The sequence below is a fragment of the Arthrobacter sp. ISL-30 genome, from assembly GCF_018613855.1.
Classification (GTDB): domain Bacteria; phylum Actinomycetota; class Actinomycetes; order Actinomycetales; family Micrococcaceae; genus Arthrobacter.
On sequence record NZ_JAGGPK010000003.1, the window covers coordinates 141,942 to 165,146 of the forward strand.

At 64.0% G+C, this 23,205-nt stretch carries 19 protein-coding genes; 10 read left to right on the plus strand and 9 right to left on the minus strand.

The window, feature by feature from the left end:
• The first annotated feature begins 1 nt into the window (after position 1).
• Both J7E82_RS00930 and J7E82_RS00935 read left to right on the plus strand, forming a co-directional pair.
• Complete coding sequence (locus tag J7E82_RS00930) at positions 2–334, plus strand: hypothetical protein (RefSeq protein ID WP_214859462.1); 333 nt, start codon at positions 2–4, stop codon at positions 332–334.
• Complete coding sequence (locus tag J7E82_RS00935) at positions 331–1,158, plus strand: DUF3159 domain-containing protein (protein ID WP_214859463.1); 828 nt, start codon at positions 331–333, stop codon at positions 1,156–1,158. The genes J7E82_RS00930 and J7E82_RS00935 overlap by 4 nt, the downstream gene beginning before the upstream one ends.
• Here J7E82_RS00935 and J7E82_RS00940 read toward each other — a convergent pair.
• The gene (locus tag J7E82_RS00940) at positions 1,125–1,865 is read right to left on the minus strand and encodes a TrkA family potassium uptake protein (protein WP_214859464.1); all 741 of its coding nucleotides are present in this window, start codon (positions 1,863–1,865) and stop codon (positions 1,125–1,127) included. The genes J7E82_RS00935 and J7E82_RS00940 overlap by 34 nt on opposite strands.
• On the minus strand, positions 1,865–2,536 hold the full coding sequence (locus J7E82_RS00945) for a TrkA family potassium uptake protein (RefSeq protein WP_214859465.1): 672 nt from the start codon (positions 2,534–2,536) through the stop codon (positions 1,865–1,867). Before J7E82_RS00945 ends, J7E82_RS00940 begins: the two co-directional genes overlap by 1 nt.
• A 183-nt stretch (positions 2,537–2,719) precedes the next feature.
• Here J7E82_RS00945 and J7E82_RS00950 point away from each other — a divergent pair, with 183 nt between their 5' ends.
• From J7E82_RS00950 to J7E82_RS00985, 8 genes are all read left to right on the plus strand, one after another.
• Positions 2,720–4,633 (plus strand): APC family permease, encoded by a 1,914-nt coding sequence (locus J7E82_RS00950; protein WP_214859628.1) that lies wholly within the window; start codon positions 2,720–2,722, stop codon positions 4,631–4,633.
• Positions 4,630–6,021 (plus strand): TRAM domain-containing protein, encoded by a 1,392-nt coding sequence (locus tag J7E82_RS00955; RefSeq protein ID WP_214859466.1) that lies wholly within the window; start codon positions 4,630–4,632, stop codon positions 6,019–6,021. Before J7E82_RS00950 ends, J7E82_RS00955 begins: the two co-directional genes overlap by 4 nt.
• A gap of 251 nt (positions 6,022–6,272) precedes the next feature.
• On the plus strand, positions 6,273–9,080 hold the full coding sequence (gene acnA / locus J7E82_RS00960) for an aconitate hydratase AcnA (RefSeq protein WP_214859467.1): 2,808 nt from the start codon (positions 6,273–6,275) through the stop codon (positions 9,078–9,080).
• Positions 9,081–9,215: 135 nt separating this feature from the next.
• A complete protein-coding gene (gene dxs / locus J7E82_RS00965) occupies positions 9,216–11,189 on the plus strand; it encodes a 1-deoxy-D-xylulose-5-phosphate synthase (protein WP_214859468.1) in 1,974 nt (657 codons plus the stop codon).
• Positions 11,190–11,196: 7 nt separating this feature from the next.
• Positions 11,197–11,757 carry a hypothetical protein gene (locus J7E82_RS00970; RefSeq protein ID WP_214859469.1) on the plus strand — a complete coding sequence of 187 codons (561 nt, stop codon included), beginning with the start codon at positions 11,197–11,199 and terminating at the stop codon, positions 11,755–11,757.
• 32 nt (positions 11,758–11,789) lie between these two features.
• Complete coding sequence (locus J7E82_RS00975) at positions 11,790–12,008, plus strand: hypothetical protein (protein ID WP_214859470.1); 219 nt, start codon at positions 11,790–11,792, stop codon at positions 12,006–12,008.
• 78 nt (positions 12,009–12,086) lie between these two features.
• On the plus strand, positions 12,087–13,064 hold the full coding sequence (locus J7E82_RS00980) for an aldo/keto reductase (protein ID WP_214859471.1): 978 nt from the start codon (positions 12,087–12,089) through the stop codon (positions 13,062–13,064).
• Entirely contained in the window at positions 13,064–14,140 is a 1,077-nt protein-coding gene (locus J7E82_RS00985; protein ID WP_214859472.1) for a nucleoside hydrolase, read from the plus strand. Before J7E82_RS00980 ends, J7E82_RS00985 begins: the two co-directional genes overlap by 1 nt.
• Positions 14,141–14,149: 9 nt before the next feature.
• Here J7E82_RS00985 and J7E82_RS00990 read toward each other — a convergent pair whose 3' ends face one another.
• The 7 genes from J7E82_RS00990 to J7E82_RS01020 all read right to left on the minus strand — a co-directional run bounded on the left by J7E82_RS00990 (position 14,150) and on the right by J7E82_RS01020 (position 23,201).
• Positions 14,150–16,306 carry a 3-hydroxyacyl-CoA dehydrogenase NAD-binding domain-containing protein gene (locus J7E82_RS00990; protein ID WP_214859473.1) on the minus strand — a complete coding sequence of 719 codons (2,157 nt, stop codon included), beginning with the start codon at positions 16,304–16,306 and terminating at the stop codon, positions 14,150–14,152.
• A complete protein-coding gene (locus J7E82_RS00995; RefSeq protein ID WP_214859474.1) occupies positions 16,303–17,607 on the minus strand; it encodes a thiolase family protein in 1,305 nt (434 codons plus the stop codon). The genes J7E82_RS00990 and J7E82_RS00995 overlap by 4 nt, the downstream gene beginning before the upstream one ends.
• Positions 17,608–17,782: 175 nt before the next feature.
• A complete protein-coding gene (locus J7E82_RS01000) occupies positions 17,783–19,150 on the minus strand; it encodes an HRDC domain-containing protein (RefSeq protein WP_214859481.1) in 1,368 nt (455 codons plus the stop codon).
• Positions 19,151–19,207: 57 nt separating this feature from the next.
• Positions 19,208–19,855, minus strand: a complete 648-nt coding sequence (locus tag J7E82_RS01005; protein ID WP_214859629.1) for a DUF3000 domain-containing protein — start codon at positions 19,853–19,855, stop codon at positions 19,208–19,210.
• Positions 19,856–19,912: 57 nt separating this feature from the next.
• Complete coding sequence (locus J7E82_RS01010) at positions 19,913–21,013, minus strand: low specificity L-threonine aldolase (RefSeq protein ID WP_374223573.1); 1,101 nt, start codon at positions 21,011–21,013, stop codon at positions 19,913–19,915.
• An 89-nt stretch (positions 21,014–21,102) separates the two neighbouring features.
• Positions 21,103–21,828, minus strand: coding sequence for an SDR family oxidoreductase (locus J7E82_RS01015; RefSeq protein ID WP_214859491.1), 726 nt, complete (start codon positions 21,826–21,828; stop codon positions 21,103–21,105).
• Positions 21,828–23,201, minus strand: a complete 1,374-nt coding sequence (locus tag J7E82_RS01020) for a DUF6421 family protein (RefSeq protein ID WP_214859493.1) — start codon at positions 23,199–23,201, stop codon at positions 21,828–21,830. Before J7E82_RS01020 ends, J7E82_RS01015 begins: the two co-directional genes overlap by 1 nt.
• Between the last annotated feature and the right edge of the window lie 4 nt (positions 23,202–23,205).

Below are 23,205 nucleotides of genomic sequence, written 5' to 3' on the forward strand. Positions count from 1 at the left end.
TATGGCCACGCCGGCTGAGTACGTCGAGATTAATACCCTTCGCGATCTTCCTCAGCGGGGACGGATCGCCTGCAGCGGCTTCATCGAATCAGTGACCTTTGAACCCGCCAGTGAGAAGGCATCCTTTTCTGCGATGGTCACTGACACTGTGGAAGAGTGGAAGCGTTCGCCCGTCCATGAACGCCTTCGGGTCGTGTGGCTGGGCCGGCGACGCGTTCCCGGCATCGAAGCCGGAGTGCGACTGCGCCTTGAAGGCATGGTGACCATGCGCGACGGCCTGCACACAATGTTCAACCCCCGCTACGAGATACTGTCCCGCCAGGAGAATCCATGACCGTCGCCAACGGCTCAGAACCGCAGAAACCGCCGACGTCAGGCCCGTCCCCTGAGGATGTCTCGCCTGAGCCTGTCTCACCCGGGCAGGTCCCAGCCGAACGGGTCTCCGAGCGTCAAGCCCAGGATCCAACGCCGACGATTGCCGGCGTCGCTGCGGGCTACGCGGAGAAGGCGGGCCTTCACCGCCGGAGCGACGGCAACATCGACGTTTTGAAATCTGCCGGAGGCGTCCAGGGGATCGCCGAAAGCATCCTGCCAGGACTCGTGTTCCTTGTCTGCTTCACCGTGACCCGGGAGTTGGGGATTTCCCTGGTGGCAGCCCTTGCTGCCGCAGCCGCCTTCACCGTGGTCAGGCTGGTGCAGCGGCGTCCGCTGACCCAGGCACTGGCCGGGATCGTTGGCGTCGGAATTTCCGCCTGGCTCGCCAACACCACAGGCAAGGCCGAGGACTTCTACGTCCTGGGTTTCTTCACCAACATCGGCTACATCCTGGCGATGGTGATATCGATCGCCCTCAAATGGCCGATAGCGGGGCTCCTTTTCGGGTTCATTCGCAGCGAGGGACTTGAGTGGCGCAAGGACCCCCGACGGGTGAAGGTGTATGCCTTGGGTACTTGGGTAATCGTCACGGTCCTGGCGCTTCGGCTAGTGGTGCAGGTTCCGCTTTACTTCCTGGGTGAGGAAGGGCTCGCAGCGCTGGCAACCACTCGCCTGCTGATGGGCGCTCCACTGTACATCCTTGGACTGTGGGTCGCCTGGCTGCTCACTCGGCCCGTACCCGCGACGCCTCAGCCGTCGAAGCCGTCGTCGTCGGGCGCCTGATCCGCGGCTTCCCCGCTGGTGACGACTGAGGGAGTCTCGGTCGCGGCCCCGCTGGGGGACAAGAGCGACCTGAGGCCGTCCTCAGCCGCGATGGTAGTGACGAAGAACAGTTCGTCGCCGCCGTCGATCACGTCGTCCCGGCTGGGAGTGATGGGAGCGTGGTCCCGCAGGATCGCCACGAGGGTAGTATCCTCTGGCCAGTCGATGGCTCCCACGGTGCTGCCGATAACATGCGAATCATGCGGAACGGTGAACTCCACGAGCGATGAAACTCCGGTCTGAAGCGTCAGGAGCCTCACAAGGTCCCCTATCTCCACGGCCTCCTCAACCAGGGCAGTCATCAGCTGCGGCGTGTTCACCGCAACATCAACTCCCCAGGAGTCGTTGAACATCCAGTCGTTCTTGGGATTGTTGACCCGCCCCACCGTCCTGCCCACACCAAATTCGGTTTTTGCCAGCAGGGAAACCACCAGGTTGACCTTGTCATCACCGCTGGCCGAAACAACGACGTCGGCATCTTCCAGCCTGGCGTCCTGAAGCGTGCTCAGTTCACAGGCATCGCCTACAAGCCAATGGGCTCCACGCAGGCCGCTCTTGCCGATGACTTCGGGCTTGAGGTCGATCAGGAGGATTTCGTGCTTGTGCGCGAGAAGTTCCCTCGCGATGGAGGAGCCAACACTGCCGGCACCTACAATGACAACCTTCACTACGACTCCTTGACGGGGGCTTTGGCGAGGATGCGGGCCACTTCTGAGCTGCGCTCCAACGCGAGCATGGCGTGGACTGTGTCACCTTCCTGGTAGGCAGTGCCGGGCCCGGCGAGCAGGCCCTCGCCAAACCGGGTGACATAAGCCACGCGGATTCCTGCGGCCTTGTCGATTTCGGCAAGGGAGTGCCCGATCCATCCGGCGTTCAGGTCCACTTCAGCGAGGACAAGGCGGCCGGAGGGCTCGCGGAAATCTCCGGCCATGTGCTGCTCTGGAAGGATCCTGCGGAGGACCTGGTCGGCGCTCCAGCGGACCGCTGCGACTGTGGGGATGCCCAGGCGCTGGTAGATTTCGGCCCGCCCGGGATCGTAGATCCGGGCGACTACGTGCGAGACGTGGAAGGTTTCGCGGGCCACGCGGGTGGCAAGGATGTTGGAGTTATCACCGCTGGATACTGCGGCGAAGGCATAGGCCTCTTCGACGCCGGCCTGCTTCAGCGTGTCACGGTCAAAGCCGACGCCGGTAACCTTCCGTCCCGTGAAGCCGCTGCGGAGCCGCCGGAAGGCGCGTTCGTCCTGGTCGATGATGGCAACGGAATGGCCGGCATCTTCAAGGGTGTGGGCGAGAGTTGCTCCAACACGTCCACAGCCCATGATCACGAAGTGGGCCAACTATGCCTCCTGACTTGCCGGTTCGGCGCATTCCAGTGCGCGCAGGCGGATTAACCCCCCTGCTGCTACGACTCTACCGGGGCGCGGAGCCGTCATGACATCAAGCGGGAATCAGACTAGCTTTGTGGAGTGCTGACAATTCTGAAGCGTGTCCTCGTGGGCCGGCCGTTCCGGAACGAGCGGATGGTCCATACCCTCCTCCCCAAGAGGATCGCGCTGCCTGTTTACGCTTCGGATGCCCTGTCCTCCGTGGCGTACGCCCCGGACGAAATCCTCCTCACCCTTGCCCTCGCAGGCGTCAGCGCTGTGGCCCTGTCCCCGTGGGTCGGTCTCGCGGTCATGGTTGTCCTGCTGACCGTCGTCGCGTCCTACCGCCAGAATGTACATGCCTACCCGTCCGGCGGCGGAGACTACGAGATCGCCAACGTGAACCTTGGCAAGCAGGCCGGGCTCACCGTTGCGAGCGCACTCCTGGTCGATTACGTCCTGACAGTCGCGGTGTCGATGTCCTCGGCAGCCACCTACCTTTCTACCGCAGTTCCGGCGCTCCACGGAGAAGAGGCCCTCATCGCGACCATCGGCGTCGTGATCCTGGCGCTGGCCAACCTGCGGGGCATCAAGGAAGCGGGCCGGGTCTTCGCCGTTCCGACCTACATCTTCATGGCGTCCATCCTCGGCATGACCGCGATCGGCATCTTCCAGGCGATGACCGGGCAGCTTGGCCTGGCACCCTCCGCGGCCTTCGAAATTGTTCCGGCGCCCGGTTTTGACGAAGGCCTCGTGGGCCTCGCCGGCGCATTCCTTCTACTTCGGGCCTTCTCGTCGGGCGCCGCTGCGTTGACCGGCGTTGAAGCCATCAGCAACGGGGTGCCCAATTTCAAGCAGCCCAAGAGCAAAAACGCGGCTACAACGTTGCTGCTGCTGGGCGTGATCGCCTCCGCCATGCTCGCCGGCATCATCTACCTGGCCAACGCCACAAAGGTCCATATCGTGCTGGATCCGGCGACAGAATTCCTGCTCGACGGCAGGCCCCTCCCGGAGGGGTACATCCAGAACCCCGCCATCAGCCAGATCGCGCAGACCATCTTTGGTCCCGGCTCCATTCCGTTCTACATTGTGGTCGCGGCTACCGGAGTTATCCTCGTCTTCGCCTCCAACACAGCCTTCAACGGCTTCCCGGTCCTGGGTTCCATCCTTGCCCAGGACGGCTACCTGCCACGGCAGCTGAGGACAAGGGGGGACCGGCTCGCCTTCAGCAACGGCGTGCTGGCCCTCGCCGCAGGCGCTCTCGTGTTGATCCTCGCCTTCAACGCCGACGTCACAAAACTTATCCAGCTATACATCGTGGGCGTCTTCATCTCCTTCACGGCCAGCCAACTGGGAATGGTGCGGCACTGGGGCCGGGAACTGAAGCTCGCACGGGAAAGGGCTGCACGCCTCAGGATCATCAAGTCCCGGACTATCAACATGGTGGGTTTCGGGATGACGGCGCTGGTCCTGACCATCGTGCTGGTCACCAAATTCGAACAGGGCGCCTGGATCGCGCTGCTTGCCATGTTCGTGCTGTACCTGATCATGTGGAGCATCCGGGCGCACTACGACAACGTGGCCAAAGAGCTGGCCATTGACGAGGATTCCTCCCCGCGGGCATTGCCAACACGCGTTCATGCCGTAATCCTGGTCTCCCATGTCCGTAAGCCCGTGCTCCGGGCCCTCGCCTACGCCCGGGCATCGAGGCCTTCAAGGCTGGATGCCATCATCGTAGACATTGATCCGACGGAAACCCAGCAGACCATCCGAGACTGGGAGAAGCTTGAGATTCCGGTGCCCCTCACTGTCCTCGCGAGTCCGTTCCGTGAAACCGTCACTCCGATCATGGAATACATCAAGAACATGCGGAGGGAATCACCGCGCGACCTCATCGTTGTCTACATCCCCGAGTACGTGGTCGGCAAATGGTGGGAACAGCTGGTCCATAACCAGACGGCCCTCCGAATCAAGACAAGGCTTCACTTCGAGCCTGGTGTCATGGTGGCAAGCGTCCCTTGGCAGCTGAAATCCTCTGAAGAAGCCAAGAGCCTCCAGGACCTGACATGACCCCCCACACTAATTCGCCCGACACTTCCGGTTACACCTCTGCTGCCCTGCCAACCACCTCGGCAGGAACGGAAATGGTGGTTGAAATCGGCCCCATTGCGCACGGCGGCCATTTCGTTGCCCGGCATGAAGGCAGGGTGATCTTCGTCCGCCATGGCATCCCCGGTGAGAGGGTGCGCATACGCCTGACCGACGCCGGAGAGGCGTCGCGCTTCTGGCGAGCCGACGTCGTCGAGGTCCTTGAACCATCACCGGACCGAGTGCCCCACGTCTGGGACCTGGCAGATTCGGTTGCTGCCTGGCAGGCCGGCGGTCCTCCCGTGGGCGGTGCGGAACTGGGGCACATTTCCCTCCAGAGGCAGCGTGCCCTGAAGGCCGAGGTGCTCGCCGAACAGCTAAAGCGGCTCGCCGGAATCGAACTCCTGACCGAGGTCGAGGCGGTGGGAGCTGCAGCAGGAAGCAGTGCCGACAACGGACTCGGCTGGCGTACCCGGGCAAGTTTCGCCGTCACGCCGGGCGGCCATCTGGGCATGCACCCCCACCGCTCCGACGTCGTTATCCCTGTCAGGGACATGCCTCTGGCGAGTTCCGGAATCAATGACCTCAGGCTCTGGGAAGCCGAGCTGAATGGAATAGGCCGCGTGGAAGTGGCCGCCCCGGCTAACGGCTCGCGGCCCCTGGTGTTGCTGGCCCCGTCGGAGGGGATGCGCCCAAAGAGACTCAATGCCCTGCTGGCCCGCCTTCCCCAGGACATATCCGTGGCTACCTTCGATCCCGAAAAGGGTGAAGTGCTGCAGCTCCGCGGGCGTACCTGGGTGCAGGAAAGTGCCGCGGGGCACGAATACCGGGTCACCGGCGAGGGCTTCTGGCAGATCCACAAGGATGCTCCCGAGACGCTGGTGGGAGCGGTAAGGGACTTCCTGCACGACGGCGGGTATCTCGCCTCGGGAGCCGTCGTTGCCGATCTGTACGCGGGAGCAGGATTGTTTACGGCACCCCTTGCCGATGCAGTAGGGGTCACCGGATCCGTGCTCTCGGTGGAGGGGTCTCCCGGCACCAGCCGTGATGCCCGCAAGAACCTGCATGGCCAGCCGCAGGTGGAAATCGTCCAGGGTCGCGTCGAACGGATCCTCCGCCAGCGCGCCCGAAGCTTCGATTCCCTCATCCTGGACCCGCCCCGCGCCGGGGCAGGCAAGAACGTGGTGAACCAGCTGATTGCCACCGGACCGCGCGCGGTGGCCTATGTGTCGTGTGATCCGGCTTCTTTTGCGCGTGATCTCGGTTACTTCCAGCAGGGCGGGTGGCGGTTGGAGCGTCTGCGCGCCTTCGATCTTTATCCGCACACCCACCATCTGGAAACTGTTGCCCTGTTGGTGCCCGAATCCTAAGGCCCCCTGTGCGGGAACTATGGATGGGCGGGCGCCGTGGGGCCGCCGTGAGGACATGCGCCGGGGGTGCCGCAGGCCCTGCCCCAAAAGCCTTGTTGGCACTACGATGGGGCTGATAGCCGGGGCTGATGGTCCCGGGTCGCGCCAGTGTATTCGGCTGCCCCTGTGCCCCGCCTCAAAGTAAGGCACGCCTAACTAGCAAGCGGTCAACCGCGCGACAAAGATGAAACTGTTGCGAGAGGAGTCCTGCCATGAGCACTGTGGACAGCTTCGGTTCCAAAGGCGTACTGAATGTAGCCGGCACCGATTATGAAATTTTCCGGTTGAACTCCATAGAAGGCGCCCAAAGCCTTCCGTTCAGCCTTAAGGTATTGCTTGAAAACCTCCTGCGGACCGAGGATGGCGCCAATATTACGGCTGACCACGTCCGCGCCCTGGCCGGCTGGGATCCCAATGCCGAGCCCGACACCGAGATCCAGTTCACCCCGGCCCGCGTCATCATGCAGGACTTCACTGGCGTCCCCTGCGTCGTTGACCTGGCCACCATGCGCGAAGCCGTCAAGGACCTCGGCGGCGACCCCAAGCGGGTCAATCCGCTGGCACCCGCGGAAATGGTCATCGACCACTCGGTGCAGATCGACGCTTTCGGAAACTCCGGCGCACTGGAGCGCAACATGGAGATCGAATACCAGCGCAACGGTGAGCGCTACCAGTTCCTGCGCTGGGGCCAGACCGCGTTCGACGACTTCAAAGTTGTCCCGCCGGGAACCGGCATCGTCCACCAGGTCAACATCGAATACCTGGCACGCACCATCATGACCCGTGAAGTGGACGGCGTCGTGCGCGCCTACCCGGACACCTGCGTGGGCACCGACTCGCACACCACCATGGTCAACGGCCTGGGTGTCCTTGGCTGGGGCGTTGGCGGCATTGAAGCCGAAGCTGCCATGCTCGGCCAGCCGGTCTCGATGCTGATCCCGCGCGTCGTTGGCTTCAAGCTCAGCGGCAGCATCCCCGCCGGCGCCACTGCTACGGACGTCGTGCTGACTATCACCGAAATGCTGCGCAAGCACGGCGTCGTTGGCAAGTTCGTGGAGTTCTACGGTGAAGGCGTGGCCGCCGTGCCGCTGGCCAACCGCGCCACGATCGGTAACATGAGCCCGGAATTCGGTTCCACGGCAGCCATGTTCCCCATCGACGACGTCACCCTCGACTACCTTCGCCTGACTGGCCGCTCCGAGGAAAACGTAGCCCTCGTCGAGGCCTACACCAAGGAACAGGGCCTCTGGCACGATCCCTCCCGCGAACTGCGCTTCTCGGAGTTCATCGAACTGGACCTGTCCACTGTGGTCCCGTCCATCTCCGGCCCGAAGCGTCCCCAGGACCGCATCGAGCTCAGCGATGCCAAGGAGCAGTTCCGCAAGGACATCCACAACTATGTCGCCATTGAAGACGGCAGCGTGGATGAGTCACTCGAGGAGTCCTTCCCGGCATCCGACGCTCCGTCCTTCACCCATGCAGACGCGCACGCCACGGAGACGTCGCGGGTTGAGTCGGCAGCCGAAGGTGCCGAGGGCCGCCCGTCCTCGCCGGCGCACGTGGTAACTGCGGACGGCCGCGAATTCGAGCTGGACCACGGGGCAGTTTCGATCGCCTCGATCACCTCCTGCACCAACACCTCGAACCCCTCGGTGATGCTGGCCGCCGCGTTGCTGGCGCGCAACGCCGTCGACAAGGGCCTCACCGCCAAGCCATGGGTCAAGACCTCGGTTGCCCCGGGCTCCAAGGTTGTCACCGACTACTACGAGAAGTCAGGCCTGACCCCCTACCTGGAGAAGCTTGGCTTCTACATCGTCGGCTATGGCTGCGCCACCTGCATCGGCAACTCCGGTCCGCTGGAGCCCGAGATCTCCGAGGCCATCCAGGCCAACGACCTCTCCGTGACCGCGGTGCTCTCCGGAAACCGCAACTTCGAAGGCCGCATCAACCCGGACGTCAAGATGAACTACCTGGCTTCTCCGCCGCTGGTCATCGCCTATGCCCTTGCCGGCACCATGGACTTCGACTTCGACACCGATGCCCTGGGCAAGGACGAAGCCGGAAACGACGTCTTCCTCAAGGACATCTGGCCGAACCCGGTTGAGGTCCAGCAGGTCATCGACTCCTCCATCGACGAAGGCATGTTTGCCAAGGGCTACGAGGGCGTCTTCGACGGCGACGAGCGCTGGAAGGCCCTCGACACCCCGGCCGGCGACACCTTCGCCTGGGATCCGAACTCCACCTATGTCCGGAAGCCTCCGTACTTCGAAGGCATGAAGGCCCAGCCGGACCCGGTCAGCGACATTACCGGTGCCCGAGTCCTGCTGAAGCTTGGGGACTCCGTGACCACGGACCACATTTCCCCGGCCGGCTCCTTCAAGTCGGACACCCCTGCGGGACAGTACCTCCTCGCCAACGGCGTAGAGCGCAAGGACTTCAACTCCTACGGCTCCCGCCGTGGCAACCACGAGGTCATGATCCGCGGAACGTTCGCGAACATCCGTATCAAGAACCAGCTCCTGGACGGCGTCGAGGGTGGCTTCACCCGGGACTTCACCCAGGACGGCGGCCCGCAGGCTTACGTCTACGACGCCGCGCAGAACTACCAGGCAGCCGGTACCCCGCTGGTGGTCCTGGCCGGCAAGGAATACGGCTCCGGCTCGTCCCGCGACTGGGCAGCCAAGGGAACCGCACTCCTCGGTGTCAAGGCGGTCGTCGCCGAAAGCTATGAGCGCATCCACCGCTCCAACCTGATCGGCATGGGCGTCCTGCCCCTGCAGTACCCGGCCGGTGAATCCGCCGCGACGCTGGGCCTGACCGGAACCGAGACCTTCGCGGTCGAGGGCGTCACGGCGCTGAACAACGGCACTACCCCGAAGACGCTCAAGGTCATCGCGACGGCCGAGGACGGCACCACCAAGTCCTTCGACGCGGTCCTGCGCATCGACACCCCGGGCGAGGCTGACTACTACCGCAACGGCGGTATCCTGCAGTACGTGCTGCGCCAAATTTCGGCATAAGGGAATCCTCGACGACGTCGAACCAGCAGCCCCGGCAGGTCACGAACCAGCCGGGGCTGCTGGCTTTCCGGGGTTGGGGGTACAGCCCGAGGCGTTAGAGTTAAAAGGCATGTCTATCACCCTAAGGAGGGGCCGTTGGGAATCTTGGAGACAATCCGGAGTCCGCAGGACCTGAGCAAACTGTCCCAGGCGCAGCTGGACCAGCTTGCCGGCGAAATCAGGGAGTTCCTGATTTCCAACGTGTCACAGACTGGCGGGCACCTGGGTCCCAACCTGGGTGTCGTCGAGCTCACGCTTGCGGTCCACAGAATCTTTGATTCCCCGCGGGACAGCGTCGTTTTTGACACGGGCCATCAGTCCTACGTCCACAAGCTCCTGACCGGTCGGCAGGATTTCAGCACCCTGCGCCAACAGGGCGGCCTCTCCGGCTACCCTGACCGTGGCGAGTCGGAGCACGACATCGTGGAGAGCTCCCACGCCTCCTCCTCACTGTCATGGGCCGACGGCATCTCGCGCGCCCGGATGCTCACGGGCGACGGCGACCGCTACGTGATTGCCGTCGTCGGCGATGGCGCCCTGACCGGCGGAATGGCCTGGGAGGCCATCAATAACATCGCCGCGGACAAGCGCCGCAGGGTGGTGATTGTTGTCAACGACAACGGCCGCTCCTACGCACCCACGGTGGGAGGCTTTGCCGACTACCTGGCCTCGCTGCGTCCCACCATCGACTCCTTGCGCACAGCTCCTGCCTACGAAGTGGCCCTGGACTGGTGGAAGAAGAGGCTCCAGAGCGGCGGCCCGCTGGGGCAGTTCACCTACAAGAGCCTGCATGCCATGAAGAAGGGCATCAAGGACTGGTGGGCTCCCCAGGGTATGTTCGAGGACCTCGGCATGAAGTACATCGGTCCTGTGGACGGCCACAACCTCCAGGCCATGGAGAACGCCCTGACCACCGCGCGCAACTACGGCGGCCCCGTCATCGTGCATGCGATGACGGAGAAGGGCCACGGCTACGCCCCCGCACGCGCGCACGAAGACGACCAGTTCCACGCTGTAGGCGTCATCGATCCCGAAACGGGGGAGCCCACCGGCTCTCCGGGCGCCGAGTCATGGACATCGGTTTTTGCCGATGAAATAGCCGAGATCGCCGACGAGCGTGAGGACATCGTCGGCATCACCGGTGCCATGCTCATTCCGGTCGGCCTTCACAAGTTCGCCCAACGCCACCCGTCGCGGGTCTTCGACGTCGGAATCGCCGAACAGCACGCCCTGACCTCTGCGGCGGGAATGGCCTTCGGCGGGCTGCATCCCGTCGTCGCCGTCTACGCTACGTTCCTCAACAGGGCCTTTGACCAGCTCCTCATGGATGTGGCGCTCCACAAAGCCGGCGTCACTGTGGTCCTGGACCGTGCAGGGGTCACTGGCCCCGACGGCGCCAGTCATCACGGCATGTGGGATATGGCCATGGTCCAGATCGTCCCCGGGCTCCACCTGGCCGCCCCTAGGGACGCCACCAGGCTCCGTGAAGAGCTTCGTGAAGCTGTGGCCGTCAACGATGCACCCACGGTGGTCCGATTCTCGAAGGGCAGCGTTGGCAGCGAGGTCGAAGCCCTGCAACGCCTCCATGATGGCGTCGACATCCTTGCCCGCCGCCCGGAAGGTTCCACCGAGAACGATGTGCTGATTGTCAGCGTGGGGGCAATGTCCGAACTCTCCCTTGACGTCGCATCCCGCCTGGGAGCCCAAGGCATCAGCTCCACAGTGGTGGACCCTCGCTGGGTACTGCCGGTCCGCAAATCGATCATCGCCCTCGCCGCCCGGCACCGCCTCGTGATCTGCATCGAGGACGGCGTACGCGCCGGAGGCGTAGGTTCCAGGATCCGCCAGGAGATGCGCGCAGCGGGCGTGGATACTGCCCTGAACGAAGTCGGGCTGCCGGTCGAGTTCCTGGACCACGGCACCCGCAAGCAGATCCTGGAACGGGTGGGGCTGACCGCACAGCAAATCACGCACGACGTCGTGGCCCAAGTCCTTGGCACCAAGGTGCCTTTCGCCCGGCCGCTCCCGGGGCAGGAACACCCCACCACGGGAAGCCTGCCCAAACTATGAGGATCACATGAGCGGCATCATCCGTGTATATAAGCGCGACGACGACGGCACCCTTCGCTTCAGGGAAGCATGGGTCGACGAGGAATTCGGCCAATTCGTGGTAAATCACGGGGCTGTCGGGCACCAGAGCGAAACGGATGCCACCGACGTCGACGGCGAAGATGCGGGGAACGGCCTTATGGAGGCGTTTGCAGCGCAGTGCCAGGAAGACGGCTTTTCGGAGATCCCGCAGGAAGAACAGCACTGGGTGGTTGCCCAGTTCGCGCTCAAATCCAAGGACGGCACTGAGCGGGACAAGTACCTCGAACGCAAGGCCACGGCAGCCCTCACCGGTCATCTGGCATGGCGTGGACTTGGTACCGTGGAACGCTCTGAGATCGCAGACTCGCGGCTCAACATTTTCTGCCTCTGCCCGGACGTCAACAAGGCCGTGAACGCCATCAAGGTCTGCATCCGCGGGGAGGACCTGGACTTTACCAAGCTCAGCATCGGCGCCGCACCCTTCGGGGACACGTCGACTTTCAAGGCCAAGCACTCGCCCAAAGCAGGCGCTGGCTTTACCCTCTAAGAAACACCCGGCGATACCAGGAGGGCACATTCATGGCTAGACGAAGCAATTGGCCCGGACACACCCCCCTGCCCAAAGGCCTGTCGGCGCCCGCGCGAAGGGCCCTTGCGCATGAGGGGATTGAAACCCTCGAGCAGCTGGTGGACTACGGCGAGAAGGAGACTGCCGCACTGCATGGCATCGGCCCCACCGCCATGGCCCAGCTTCAGGAGGCCATGGATGACCAGGGGTTGTCCTTCAATCCTTCCTGACCGGCCAATCCTTCCTGACCGGCCCCGAACCACACCCGGCCCCCAAACAACATCAGTACCCCGGTATAGGGTGAATCCATGATTCATTACCGCCGCCTTGGACGTTCCGGACTTGCCGTCTCCGTTGTGGGACTCGGTTGCAATAACCTCGGACGCGCCAACACCGCCACCCAGTCCCAAGAGGGGACCGACGCAGTAGTCTCTGCAGCCCTCGACGCCGGAATCACTCTCTTCGACGTCGCTGACAGCTACGGCCGCGAACCCGGGCTCAGTGAAGTCATGCTCGGCAGGGCTCTGGCCGGCCGACGGAATGACGCCATTATCGCCACCAAATTCGGCCTGGACATGCGCGGCACCAACGGCAGGGATTTTGGAGCCCGAGGGTCGAGGCGCTACATCATCCAGGCAGTCGAGGCCTCGTTGCGCAGGCTGGATACCGACTGGATCGACCTCTACCAGTTCCATAGCCCGGATCCCCAGACGCCCATCGAGGAAACCCTTGCTGCCCTCGATGACCTGGTGACAAGCGGGAAGGTCCGTTACATCGGCCACTCCAATTTCGCGGGCTGGCAGATCGCCGAGGCCGAGTTCGTGGCGCGGAACCTGGGTACTGCACGATTCATTTCCGCACAGAACCACTACAACCTGCTGGATCGGCGGGCGGAGCTGGAGGTGCTGCCCGCCGCCAGGGCTTATGGCCTGGGCGTCCTTCCCTACTTCCCGCTGGCCAATGGACTGCTGACCGGAAAGTACTCGCAGGGAAACGCCCCTGCCGGTTCACGGCTCAGCCACACCCGAACCCACCTGGTGCACGACGCCGACTGGGAACAGCTGGATCGCTTCAGCCAGTTCGCGAAGGAGCGCGGCCTGAGCGAAGTCCAGCTGGCCTTCTCCTGGCTGGCCGCCCAGTCCGCCGTCGGAAGCGTTATTGCCGGGGCCACGCGCCCGGAGCAGGTCCGCGAGAATGCCGAGGCTGTTTGCTGGGTGCCGACAGACAGCGAGCGGGCGGAGCTGGACGAGATCTTCCCCCGCAGCCCGAAAGTGGCATTGTTCTGATGGAGCGGGAGCAGCTGCGGATCCTGTTGGACGCGGACACGGGCATCGACGACGCCGTGGCGCTGGTCTACCTGCTCTCCAGGCCGGAAGTCCATCTCCAGGCCATTACGTGCACGGGGGGGAACGTCGATGCCCGGCAAGTGGCGAAGAACAACCTCGCCCTGCTGGAACTGTGCGGCCGGTCCGACGTCGAGGTAGCCTTGGGAGCCGAGCAGCCCCTTGAACTGAAGCTGCGAACCACCGAGGAGACACACGGACCTCAGGGGCTTGGCTACGCAACGCTGCCGGCACCGGCAAGGCAGCTGTCGGAGCGGCACGCCGTCGAAATCTGGGTGGACGAGGTCCGCGCCCATCCCGGGGAGATCACAGGCCTGGTGACGGGTCCGCTCACGAACTTTGCCCTTGCCTTACGGGAAGAGCCGGACCTCCCGCTGCTCCTCAAGGGGCTGGTTCTCATGGGCGGATGCTTCAACTATCCCGGCAATACGACGCCCACGGCCGAATGGAATGTTTCCGTCGACCCGCACGCTGCAAAGGAAGTCTTCGCCGCGTATCGTGGCCTGCCCGAAGAGAAGCTGCCGGTGGTCTGTGCCCTCGAAACAACCGAACGCATCGAATTGCGGCCCGAGCATGTGCGGCTCCTCGGAGAAAAGGCAGGCTCCATGCCGCCGGAAGTGATGCATCCGGACCAGCGAGAAGGGGATCGAAGCTCTTCTGATAACCCCTTGGTAGCTTGCCTGTCCGATGCGCTGCGGTTCTACCTGGAATTCCACCGACGCCATGGACAGGGCTATGTGGCCCACGTCCATGACGCCTTCGCGGCAGCAGTCGCGATCGGTAGGGCGGAGTTCGTAGCGGAGTCGGCCACCGTGGAAGTGGAGACAGAATCTCCATTGTTGAGGGGGACCACGGTGGCCGACTTTGGTCGGCATTGGGACGGGAAGCCGAACGCGAGGATTGTTATGCGGAACAATCCGGAACAGTGCTTCGAGGAACTCCTGGGTTCAATCGGCGCTTTCGCGCGGACCTTACGTCTCGGAGCAACATCGGACAGCAGGCCTCCTGAGCAACCGTAGTCGAGGAGCCTAGGCGGCTGACGCTACTCCCGGCGGCAGGAACCGTCGGCCGTTGACCCGCTCGGAAGCGCCTGTCCGATCCAGGTAGGGGGTAATTCCCCCCAGGAACATGGGCCAGCCCGCGCCCAGGATCACGCACAGGTCGATGTCCTCGGGTCCGGCCACGACTCCTTCTGACAGCATGAGGCCGATTTCCTCTGCCAGCGCGTCCTGAGTGCGGCGAAGGACTTCATCGCTGCCGGAGGGCCTGTTGTCGAAGGACATTAGCGACAGTGTCTCGGCCGGAATGACGGGCGTCCTGTCGGGGCCGGGAACCCAGAGGCTCTTCACGCCGTTATCGATGAGCTTCTGCAGGTTCTGGGAGACCGGAAAGCGATCGCCGAATGCCGCGTGCAGTGATTCCTGGACATGCTGGGCTACCGGAAGGCCGACCATGGCTGCCAGGGTGAAGGGTGTCATGGGCAGGCCCATGGGGCGGAGCGCGGTGTCCGCCACTTCGGCAGGAGTTCCTTCGTCGAAGGCGGAGATGACTTCGCCCATAAGACGCAGCAGGATGCGGTTCACCACAAACGCGGGCGCGTCCTTGACCAGGACCCCCGTCTTCTTGAGACCCTTCGACAGCTCAAAGGCGGTAGCCAGTACCGAGTCGGCCGTCTTTGGTGCCCGGACGATCTCTACAAGCGGCATGACAGCCACTGGGTTGAAGAAGTGGAAGCCGACCAGCCGTTCCGGATGCTGCAGGTCGGCCGCCATTTCCGTGACCGACAGGCTGGACGTGTTGGTGGCGAGGATGCATTCCGCTGAAACAATGGCTTCAACCTCCGCAAAAACCTGCTTCTTGACCTGCAGCTCTTCGAACACCGCTTCAATCACGAAGTCGGCGTCCGCAAACGCCTCCTTGGAGACTGAACCGGTCACGAGGGCCTTGAGGCGGTTTGCCGCATCGGCAGAGATCTTCCGTTTTGCCAGGAGCTTGTCTGCCTCCGCATGGACAAAGCCCACGCCCTTGTCCACCCTCTCCTGGTCCACATCGGTCAGGACCACGGGAACCTTGAGCTGCCGGGCAAAGAGAAGCGCCAGTTGGCTTGCCATCAGCCCGGCGCCAACGACGCCGATCTTGGTGACGGGACGTGCAAGCCTGGCGTCGGGGGCGCCTGCCGGCCGCTTGGACCTCTTCTGGACGAGGTCAAGGAAGGCATAGACGGTGGCCCGGAACTCGTCAGTCTGCATCAGGTCCGCGAGTGTTGCACATTCGAGGTCAGCGGACTCCGCTTGGGTCGTGGTCCTGTTGGCCTCCATGATGTCAAGGACCTTGCCGGGCGCGGGGGCCGCGTTTGAAGTTTTCGCCTCGACAAAGGCACGACCGGATTCCACGGCAGCAGCCCAGCGCGCCGCCACTGCGGCGTCCGCTGCATCCACTGCATTGGCCCGTTCAGGAGTGACCTCCCCGGAAATGACCCGAGCAGCCCACTCCAGGGATCGTTCAAGGAAGTCCGCGGGCTCGAACATCGCATCGGCGATGCCCAGTTGGTAGGCCTCCGGACCAGAAACGGTGCGGTTGTTGCTGAGGGGATTTTCGATCATCACCTTCACGGCGTTCTCGGGGCCGATGAGCCTGGGCAGCAGGTAGACGCCTCCCCAGCCAGGCACCAGGCCTATGAACGCCTCGGGCAGCGCCAGGGCGCCAGCTCCGGAGGACACGGTCCGATAGTTCGACTGGAGCGCGATTTCCAGCCCGCCGCCCAGGGCCACGCCGTTGATGAAGGCAAAGCTGGGCACGCCCAGGTTGGACAGGGTGGCGTAAACCTCGTGGCCCAGCCTGGCCATCCAGAGCCCATGTTCCCGCTCCTTCAGCCTCTTCACAGCTGAGAGGTCGGCCCCGGCAACGAGGTAGTAGGGCTTTCCTGTAACGCCGACGCCGGAAATCTCGCCACGTGCGGCGCGCTCCTTCAGGCCTTCCAGCACCGTACCGAGTTCCACGAGGGTGTTGGGCCCCAGAGTAGTCGGCTTGGAATGATCGAGGCCGTTATCCAGTGTGATCAGGGCGAAGGTTCCGGTACTCGGCTTGTCAGCTACGGAGGGAAGCTCGATGTCCTGGACGTACGAATGCGTGACGGTCTCATCCGGGAAGAGTGCTGCGAGTTGGCGGAAATCGGCGGCGCTCATACGGCGGCTCCTTCTGTTGCGGTGGCGGTTGCAGTGACGGTATCGGCGGTGGTCTCTGCTGTGGAGTGGGGATTCAGCGCGTATTCGGCGTGGTGGGGATTCTCCCAGATTACGGTGGCTCCCATGCCCAGGCCTATGCACATGGTCGTCATGCCATAACGGACTGACGGATCTTCTTCGAACTGGCGCGCCAGCTGGTTCATGAGGCGTACCCCGGAGGATGCGAGGGGATGGCCCACTGCGATCGCGCCGCCGTAGCGGTTGACCCGGGGGTCGTTGTCGGCAATGCCGAAGTGGTCGAGGAAGCTGAGCACCTGAACGGCGAAGGCTTCGTTGATTTCAAACAGTCCGATGTCCGAGATGTGCAGTCCCGCGTTCCGCAGCGCCTTCTCGGTGGCGGGCACGGGACCGATTCCCATAACTTCGGGTTCGACGCCTGCGAAGGCGTAGGACACCAGGCGCATTTTGACGGGGAGGCCGAGTTCCTCGGCGGCGTCGGCAGATGCCAGCACGCAGGCGCTGGCGCCGTCGTTCAAGCCGGCAGCGTTTCCTGCGGTGACCCTGCCGTGGGCGCGGAAAGGCGTCCGCAGCGAGGCCAGGTCGTCAAGGGAGGTGCCCGGGCGGGGCGGTTCGTCGACGCTGTTCACGGTCCAGCCCTGCCCGGCCTTCCTTGTCGCTACCGGGACCAGGTCGGGTTGGATCCGGCCCTGTCCATAGGCGGCAGCAAGTTTGGACTGGGACGCGACCGCATAGGCGTCGGCCCGGTCCTTGGTGATCCGGGGGAAGCGGTCGTGCAGGTTTTCCGCCGTGTTGCCCATGTTCAGGGCCGCGGGGTCTACGAGCCGCTCGGACATAAAGCGTGGATTGGGGTCTGCTCCCGCGCCCATCGGATGGTTGCCCATGTGCTCCACGCCTCCGGCGATGACGACGTCGTACGCGCCAAAGCCGATGCCGCTGGCCGTCGTCGTCACTGCGGTCATTGCTCCCGCACACATCCGGTCTATGGCGAAGCCCGGCACGGTGCGGGGGAGCCCGGCCAGCAGGGCGGCAGTCCTGCCGATTGTCAGGCCCTGGTCACCGGTCTGGGTAGTTGCCGCGATCGCGACCTCGTCCACCCGCTCGGCCGGCAGAAACGGGTTCCGCCGCATAAGTTCCCGAATGCACTTAACGACGAGGTCGTCGGCACGGGTTCCGGCGTAGATGCCCTTCTCCCCGGCCTTTCCGAAGGGCGTACGGACGCCGTCCACAAACACGACGTCGCGGATACTTCTCTGGGGCGAGCTGCTCCGGGTCTGGCTCACGTTTACTCCTCATTGAGACATTGATGATGAAGACTCTGGATCCGCGTCCCGCACTTTTGGGACGCAATCAACCCTTTCGATGTTACTCGCCAGTAACTTAGCACGCAAGGAAAAGCCCCCTGCGGTGCTATTTGCGTGCAGGGGGCTTGGCCGCATCTGTGGCTGGTCCTGTTGGCTAGCTGTGCAGCTTGATAGTGTTGGCGGCTGCGTTCGTAGTTCCGTTTGCGGTGGCTTCCTTGGGCTGCTTCGGAGGAAGCGGCTGCGGGTTCAGGAAGGCCTCCGTGAGGATCGGGGCAGCGAGGGTGACTTGCCATTCACGGGCACCGAGTGCTCGCAACTCAGCAGCAACGGTGGCCCCGTCAATGGTCGACGGCGGACGCCAAGCGATGCGGCGCAGGAAGTCGGGCGTGAGGATGTTCTCGACGGGAATGTTCAGTTCGTCCGCAGCAGCCTGCAGCCTGGGGCGGGCGGTGGAAAGCCGCTGCGCAGCATCGGGGTCCCGGTCCGACCAAACCCGGGGCGGAGGCGGCGCGTTTGTCGGCAAATGAAGCGGCGGCAGCTCCTCGAGGTTCCTGGCGATGGCAATGCACCGGAGCCAGCGCGGGGCTTCCCGTTGTGCCGAGCGGCCGTGGAATCCCTTGGTGGAGAGGAGCTGGGGAACCGTGGCGGGAAGCGCCTTCGCCGCGGCAACCAGGGCGGAATCCGGGATGAGTCGGCCGGGAGCCACATCACGCTTCCGTGCCAGCTGATCCCGTTCCTGCCAGAGTTCCCGCACGGCGGCCAGCTGCCGACGGTCGCGAATCTGGTGCAGGCCCGAAGTCTTGCGCCAGGGATCGATGCGCGGGGGAGCCTGGCCTGCGGCCAGGATGCCCGCGAACTCCTGCAGCGCGAACTCCAGCTTGCCGTCTTTCTCCAGGAGCTCGATGAGTTCCTCGCGCAGTTCGGCGAGGACTTCGACGTCGAGGGCCGCATACCGCAGCCAGGGTTCGGGCAGGGGACGGGTGGACCAGTCGGCGGCGGAGTGTTCCTTGGCGAGGCCGAACCCCAGGAGCTGTTCAATGACGGCGGCCAGGCCGACCCGGGGGAGGCCTGCCAGCCGGGCTGCGAGTTCGGTGTCGAACAACTTGTCCGGCCACATGCCCAGTTCGGACAGGCAGGGAAGGTCCTGGCTCGCAGCGTGCAGGATCCACTCGACGCCGCGCAGGGCTTCATTGATGATTTGGAGGTCGGCGAAGGGTTCGGGGTCGATCAGCCAAGTTCCGGCTCCTTCGCGCCGGATCTGGACCAGGAAGGCCCGCTGTCCGTAGCGGAAGCCGGATGCGCGCTCGGCATCCACGCCGGCGGGGCCGGTGCCGGCCGCGATGGCAGCGGCGCAGCGTTCGAGGCCGGCGACAGTGTCAATGACGAGGGGCACCCCTTCGCGAGGGGTATCGAGATCGATGACGACGGGGATTCGGCTATCAAAGCCTTCCACCGTTATATGAGGGGCGGGTTCAGCAACCGGGTCGCCGGTTGTGTTGTTTTCCGGTTTTTGCGGGGTCATGGTGTCTTCAGTTTACCCACTGTCAATTCATACGCCCCGAACACTGTGGCCCCGGTCTCAGGTGAGCCTTCTCTTGGGAAGGGGAGTGACGCCGTCGGGCAGGGGCGGCAGGCCGGCGAAGGTACAAACCATGTCCGACCACGCCTCCAGGTGGGCCTGGACATCTGAAGACGCAGGAGTCCAGGACGCCCGGAGTTCGATGTCGATTGTGTCGGGCCGTCCCGCAAGGGTTCCGAAGCTTTCGGAGAGCACACGGGTCGCGGTACCGCCGGCCGCACGGTAGGCGGCCGCATGATTTTCCAGCGCTTCCACCAGCCAGGTCCAGGCCACCGATCCGAGCATGGAATCATTGCCCATCTCGGCGTCCAGCTGGGCTCGAATGTAGGTGACGATCCTGAATTCCCCGTCCCAGACGGCCGAGCCCTCGGGGTCATGGAGGAGGATAAAGCGGCCCGTGGCGAGTTCGATCTCGTCCTCCGCCGATCGGGTACTCGCGGCGGCCATCGCTGCAGGACCGTGGAGCGGCGTCCGCGGCGCCCCTGCAGCAGAGCTGACAACCTCAGCGCCAAGCGCCACGGCATAGGGGGCCAGGCGCGCCGGCGCCGGAATTTCATCCAGCTTCAGCTCACTGCGGCACCGTGCTTTTCGAAGCGTTCCCAACGCGTGAAGAAACTCGGCGGGAACCTGTGCAAGTGCGTTCACAATCGCAGATTATGCGCCCGGGGCGGCGATTCCGTGAAGGCACGCCGCCCCGGACTCTCCTTAACCGATAGCAAGTTCCCGCCTGATGGCGGCAACGAAGGCGTCGACGTCCGCCTCGCTGGTATCGAAAGAGCACATCCAGCGGACTTCGCGCGCGGCCTCGTTCCAGTCATAGAAGCGGAAGGAGGAGCGGAGGCGATCGGCCACGCCCTCCGGGAGGATGGCGAAGACGCCGTTGGACTGGGTTTCCTGCGTTGGGTCCACCCCGTCGATTTCCTCGACGGCGTCGCGCAGTTTCCGTGCCATGGCGTTGGCGTGGGCTGCCGAACGAAGCCAGAGGCCCCCCTCGAGCAAGGCAATGAACTGGGCGGAAAGGAACCGCATTTTCGAGGCCAGCTGCATGTTCATCTTGCGCAGGTATTTCAGGCCGTGGGCAGCTTCGGGATTCAGTGCAACCACTACCTCCCCGAAGAGCAGGCCGTTCTTAGTCCCGCCGAACGTGAGGATATCCACGCCGGCATCCCGGGTGAATTCCCGGAAAGGCACGTCAAGGTGCGCCGCAGCGTTCGCCAGGCGCGCCCCGTCCATGTGCAGCTTCATGCTCTTGGCATGGACATGGTCCGCGATGGCCCGGACTTCGTCGGGCGTGTAGCAGGTGCCCAGCTCCGTGGTCTGCGTGATGGACACGGCGAGCGGCTGCGCCCGGTGCTCGTCGCCCCAGCCCCACGCCTCCTGGTCGATCAGTTCAGGCGTCAGCTTTCCGTCGGGGGTGAGAACCTGCAGGAGCTTGATGCCGCCGATCCGTTCGGGTGCCCCGTTCTCATCCATATTGATGTGCGCCGTAGCTGCGCAAATGACTGCTCCCCAGCGCGGCAGCAACGATTGCAGGGACAGGACATTGGCGCCCGTGCCGTTGAAGACGGGGAAGATCTCAATGCCGGTGCCGAAGTGGGATTCGAAAACCTGCTGCAGCCGTTCCGTATACTCGTCCTCCCCATAGGAGACCTGGTGTCCGCCGTTTGCCGCGGCGAGGGCGGTGAGGATTTCCGGGTGCACTCCGGAGTAATTGTCTGAGGCGAAACCACGTACGGAAGGGTCATGGAGGCGTCCGGGTGCATCCTCGCTTCCTGCCGCCGAGGACGTTTCTACAATGCTGGTCACTGGTTCGATCACGCTTTCAGTCTAGGGATCCAAGGCTGGAGTCCTGCCGTGCAGGTTCTTCTGGCCTGCTGGTAGTTGCTCTGCGGGTGCTATTCGTCTGCCAGGATGATGCGGCGCCCGTTGACCTCTTCGGCTGGCCGGTCAAAGAGGCCGACGGCGGCGGCCGCCAGTTCTTCGACGTCGGTATACCCGGCAAACGTCCGCTGCGGATTCTTCCCGCGCATCCCTTCGTCAACGAGGGCGCGGACAACGAAGATCGTGGCGGCGCTCTTCAGCTCGACTCGCGTCGTCTCGCCCTGGGTGGCAAGGCCGTCGGCGACAGCCAGTGTCCAGGCTTCTGCGGCGGCCTTGGCTGCAGCGTAATTCGCGCCAGCGGCCTTCGGAGCCGCAACCGCCGTCGATGACACCATCGCAAACCGCCCAATTGGCGATGAGGCAAGATCATCGAAAAACACCCGGGTGACATTCCTGAGCGTGGTGATCCCGCTTTCCTCCAGAAACCTCCAGTCCTCATCCGACTGGTCCTGGATCCCGTTGGCTCCCCGCCACCCTCCGACCAGGTGCATGACTCCGTCCACACCGCCGGACTGCCTTCGGATTGAATCGGCCAGTTCCCGCACCGCCTCCAGGTCGGCAAGGTCGCAGGCAATGGGGATGACGTGCGGCCCAGCTTGCGATGCGGCCATTTTGATGCGGGCCTCGTTGGAGCCGACGGTGAACACTCGGAAGCCTGCTTCGCTGAAGGCCCGGGCCATGGCCACACCGGAGGCACCGCTGCCTCCGGTGATGACGACGTTCTTGGTCCTGCCTGGCATCAGGCACCTGCCAGGGTCGCGGCAGTGATGCCTGCCGTTGATTCGATCACTGGACGCATTTTCTTCTCCAGGGCCTCGTAGAACATTGAGAGCGGGAACTCGTCGTCGAGCACCTGGTCCGTCAGGCCCCGCGGCGGTCCATCAAGTGGCAGTGCCTGGGGTCCCCTGGACCAGACGGAGGCGGGGTTCGGCGTCAGGGTTCCCGAGATCAGCTCGTAAGCAGCAAGCCAGTGTGCGGTCTTGGGTCGATCGATGGAGCGCCAGTAAAGCTCTTCGATCCGCGAGCCGAGTTCCATGACCACTCCGGGAACCTCGTCCCAGTCAATCCTGAGTTTGCTGTCCGTCCAGTGCAGCACACGGTGCTGGTGCATCCAGGCGAAGAGCAGTTGGCCGCCGAGTCCGTCGTAGTTTCGCACCCGGTTTCCCGTGATGGCGAAGCGGAAGATGCGGTCGAAGAGCACAGCGTACTGAACGAGTTTTGCATGCCGGCGGGCGTCCTCGGGCGCGGACTCGTCCTTCTCAATCCTGACCGATTCGCGGAAGGCGGTCAGGTCGCAGCGCAGCTCCTCCAGCGAATACAGGAAGTAGGGCATGCGCTGCTTGATCATGAAGGGGTCGAAGGGGAGGTCTCCGCGCATGTGCGTGCGGTCATGGATCAGGTCCCACATCACGAACGTGCGTTGTGCGAGGTCCTGGTCTTCCAGGAGTGCCGCTGCCCCGGCCGGAAGCTCCAGGGACGTGGTCTCCGCCGCTGCCCTGGTGACATGTCGGAAGCGCGCGGCTTCCCGATCGGCGAAGATGGCGCCCCACGTGAAGGTGGGAGTCGCCCTCACTGCTACCGACTCAGGGAAGAGAACCGCCGAGTTGGTGTCGTACCCTGCCGTGAAGTCCAGGAAGCGGATGGGGACGAAGAGCCGATTGGAGTAGTCTCCGGCCTCCAGACCGGCAATGAACTCGGGCCAGATGACCTTGATCAGCACGGCTTCAACGAGGCGGCTGGTGCTTCCGTTCTGCGTGTACATGGGAAAAACCACAAGGTGCTGCAGGCCGTCGATGCGGTGCTGCTGGGGCTGGAACGCGAGCAGGGAGTCGAGGAAATCCGGAACGGCGAACCCGCCGTCGGCCCACCGAAGGAAATCCTGCTGAAGGAGCTCCAGGTACTGCGCATCATGCGGGAAATGGGGGGCGAGGCGGGACACCGAATCCACAATGGCAGCGACGAGGTCCCCGGCCACTGCATGGTCCGTCGCAGAGGGGACGGAGCCGTCCTGGGCCTGCAAGTTTCGCAGCGTGGATGCAGCGGCCTTGAGGGCGATCCAGTCCGGGTTTTCTGCGGTGATCCGGGCGGGGGCCGCGATAGCGGTTGTGGTCATTGTC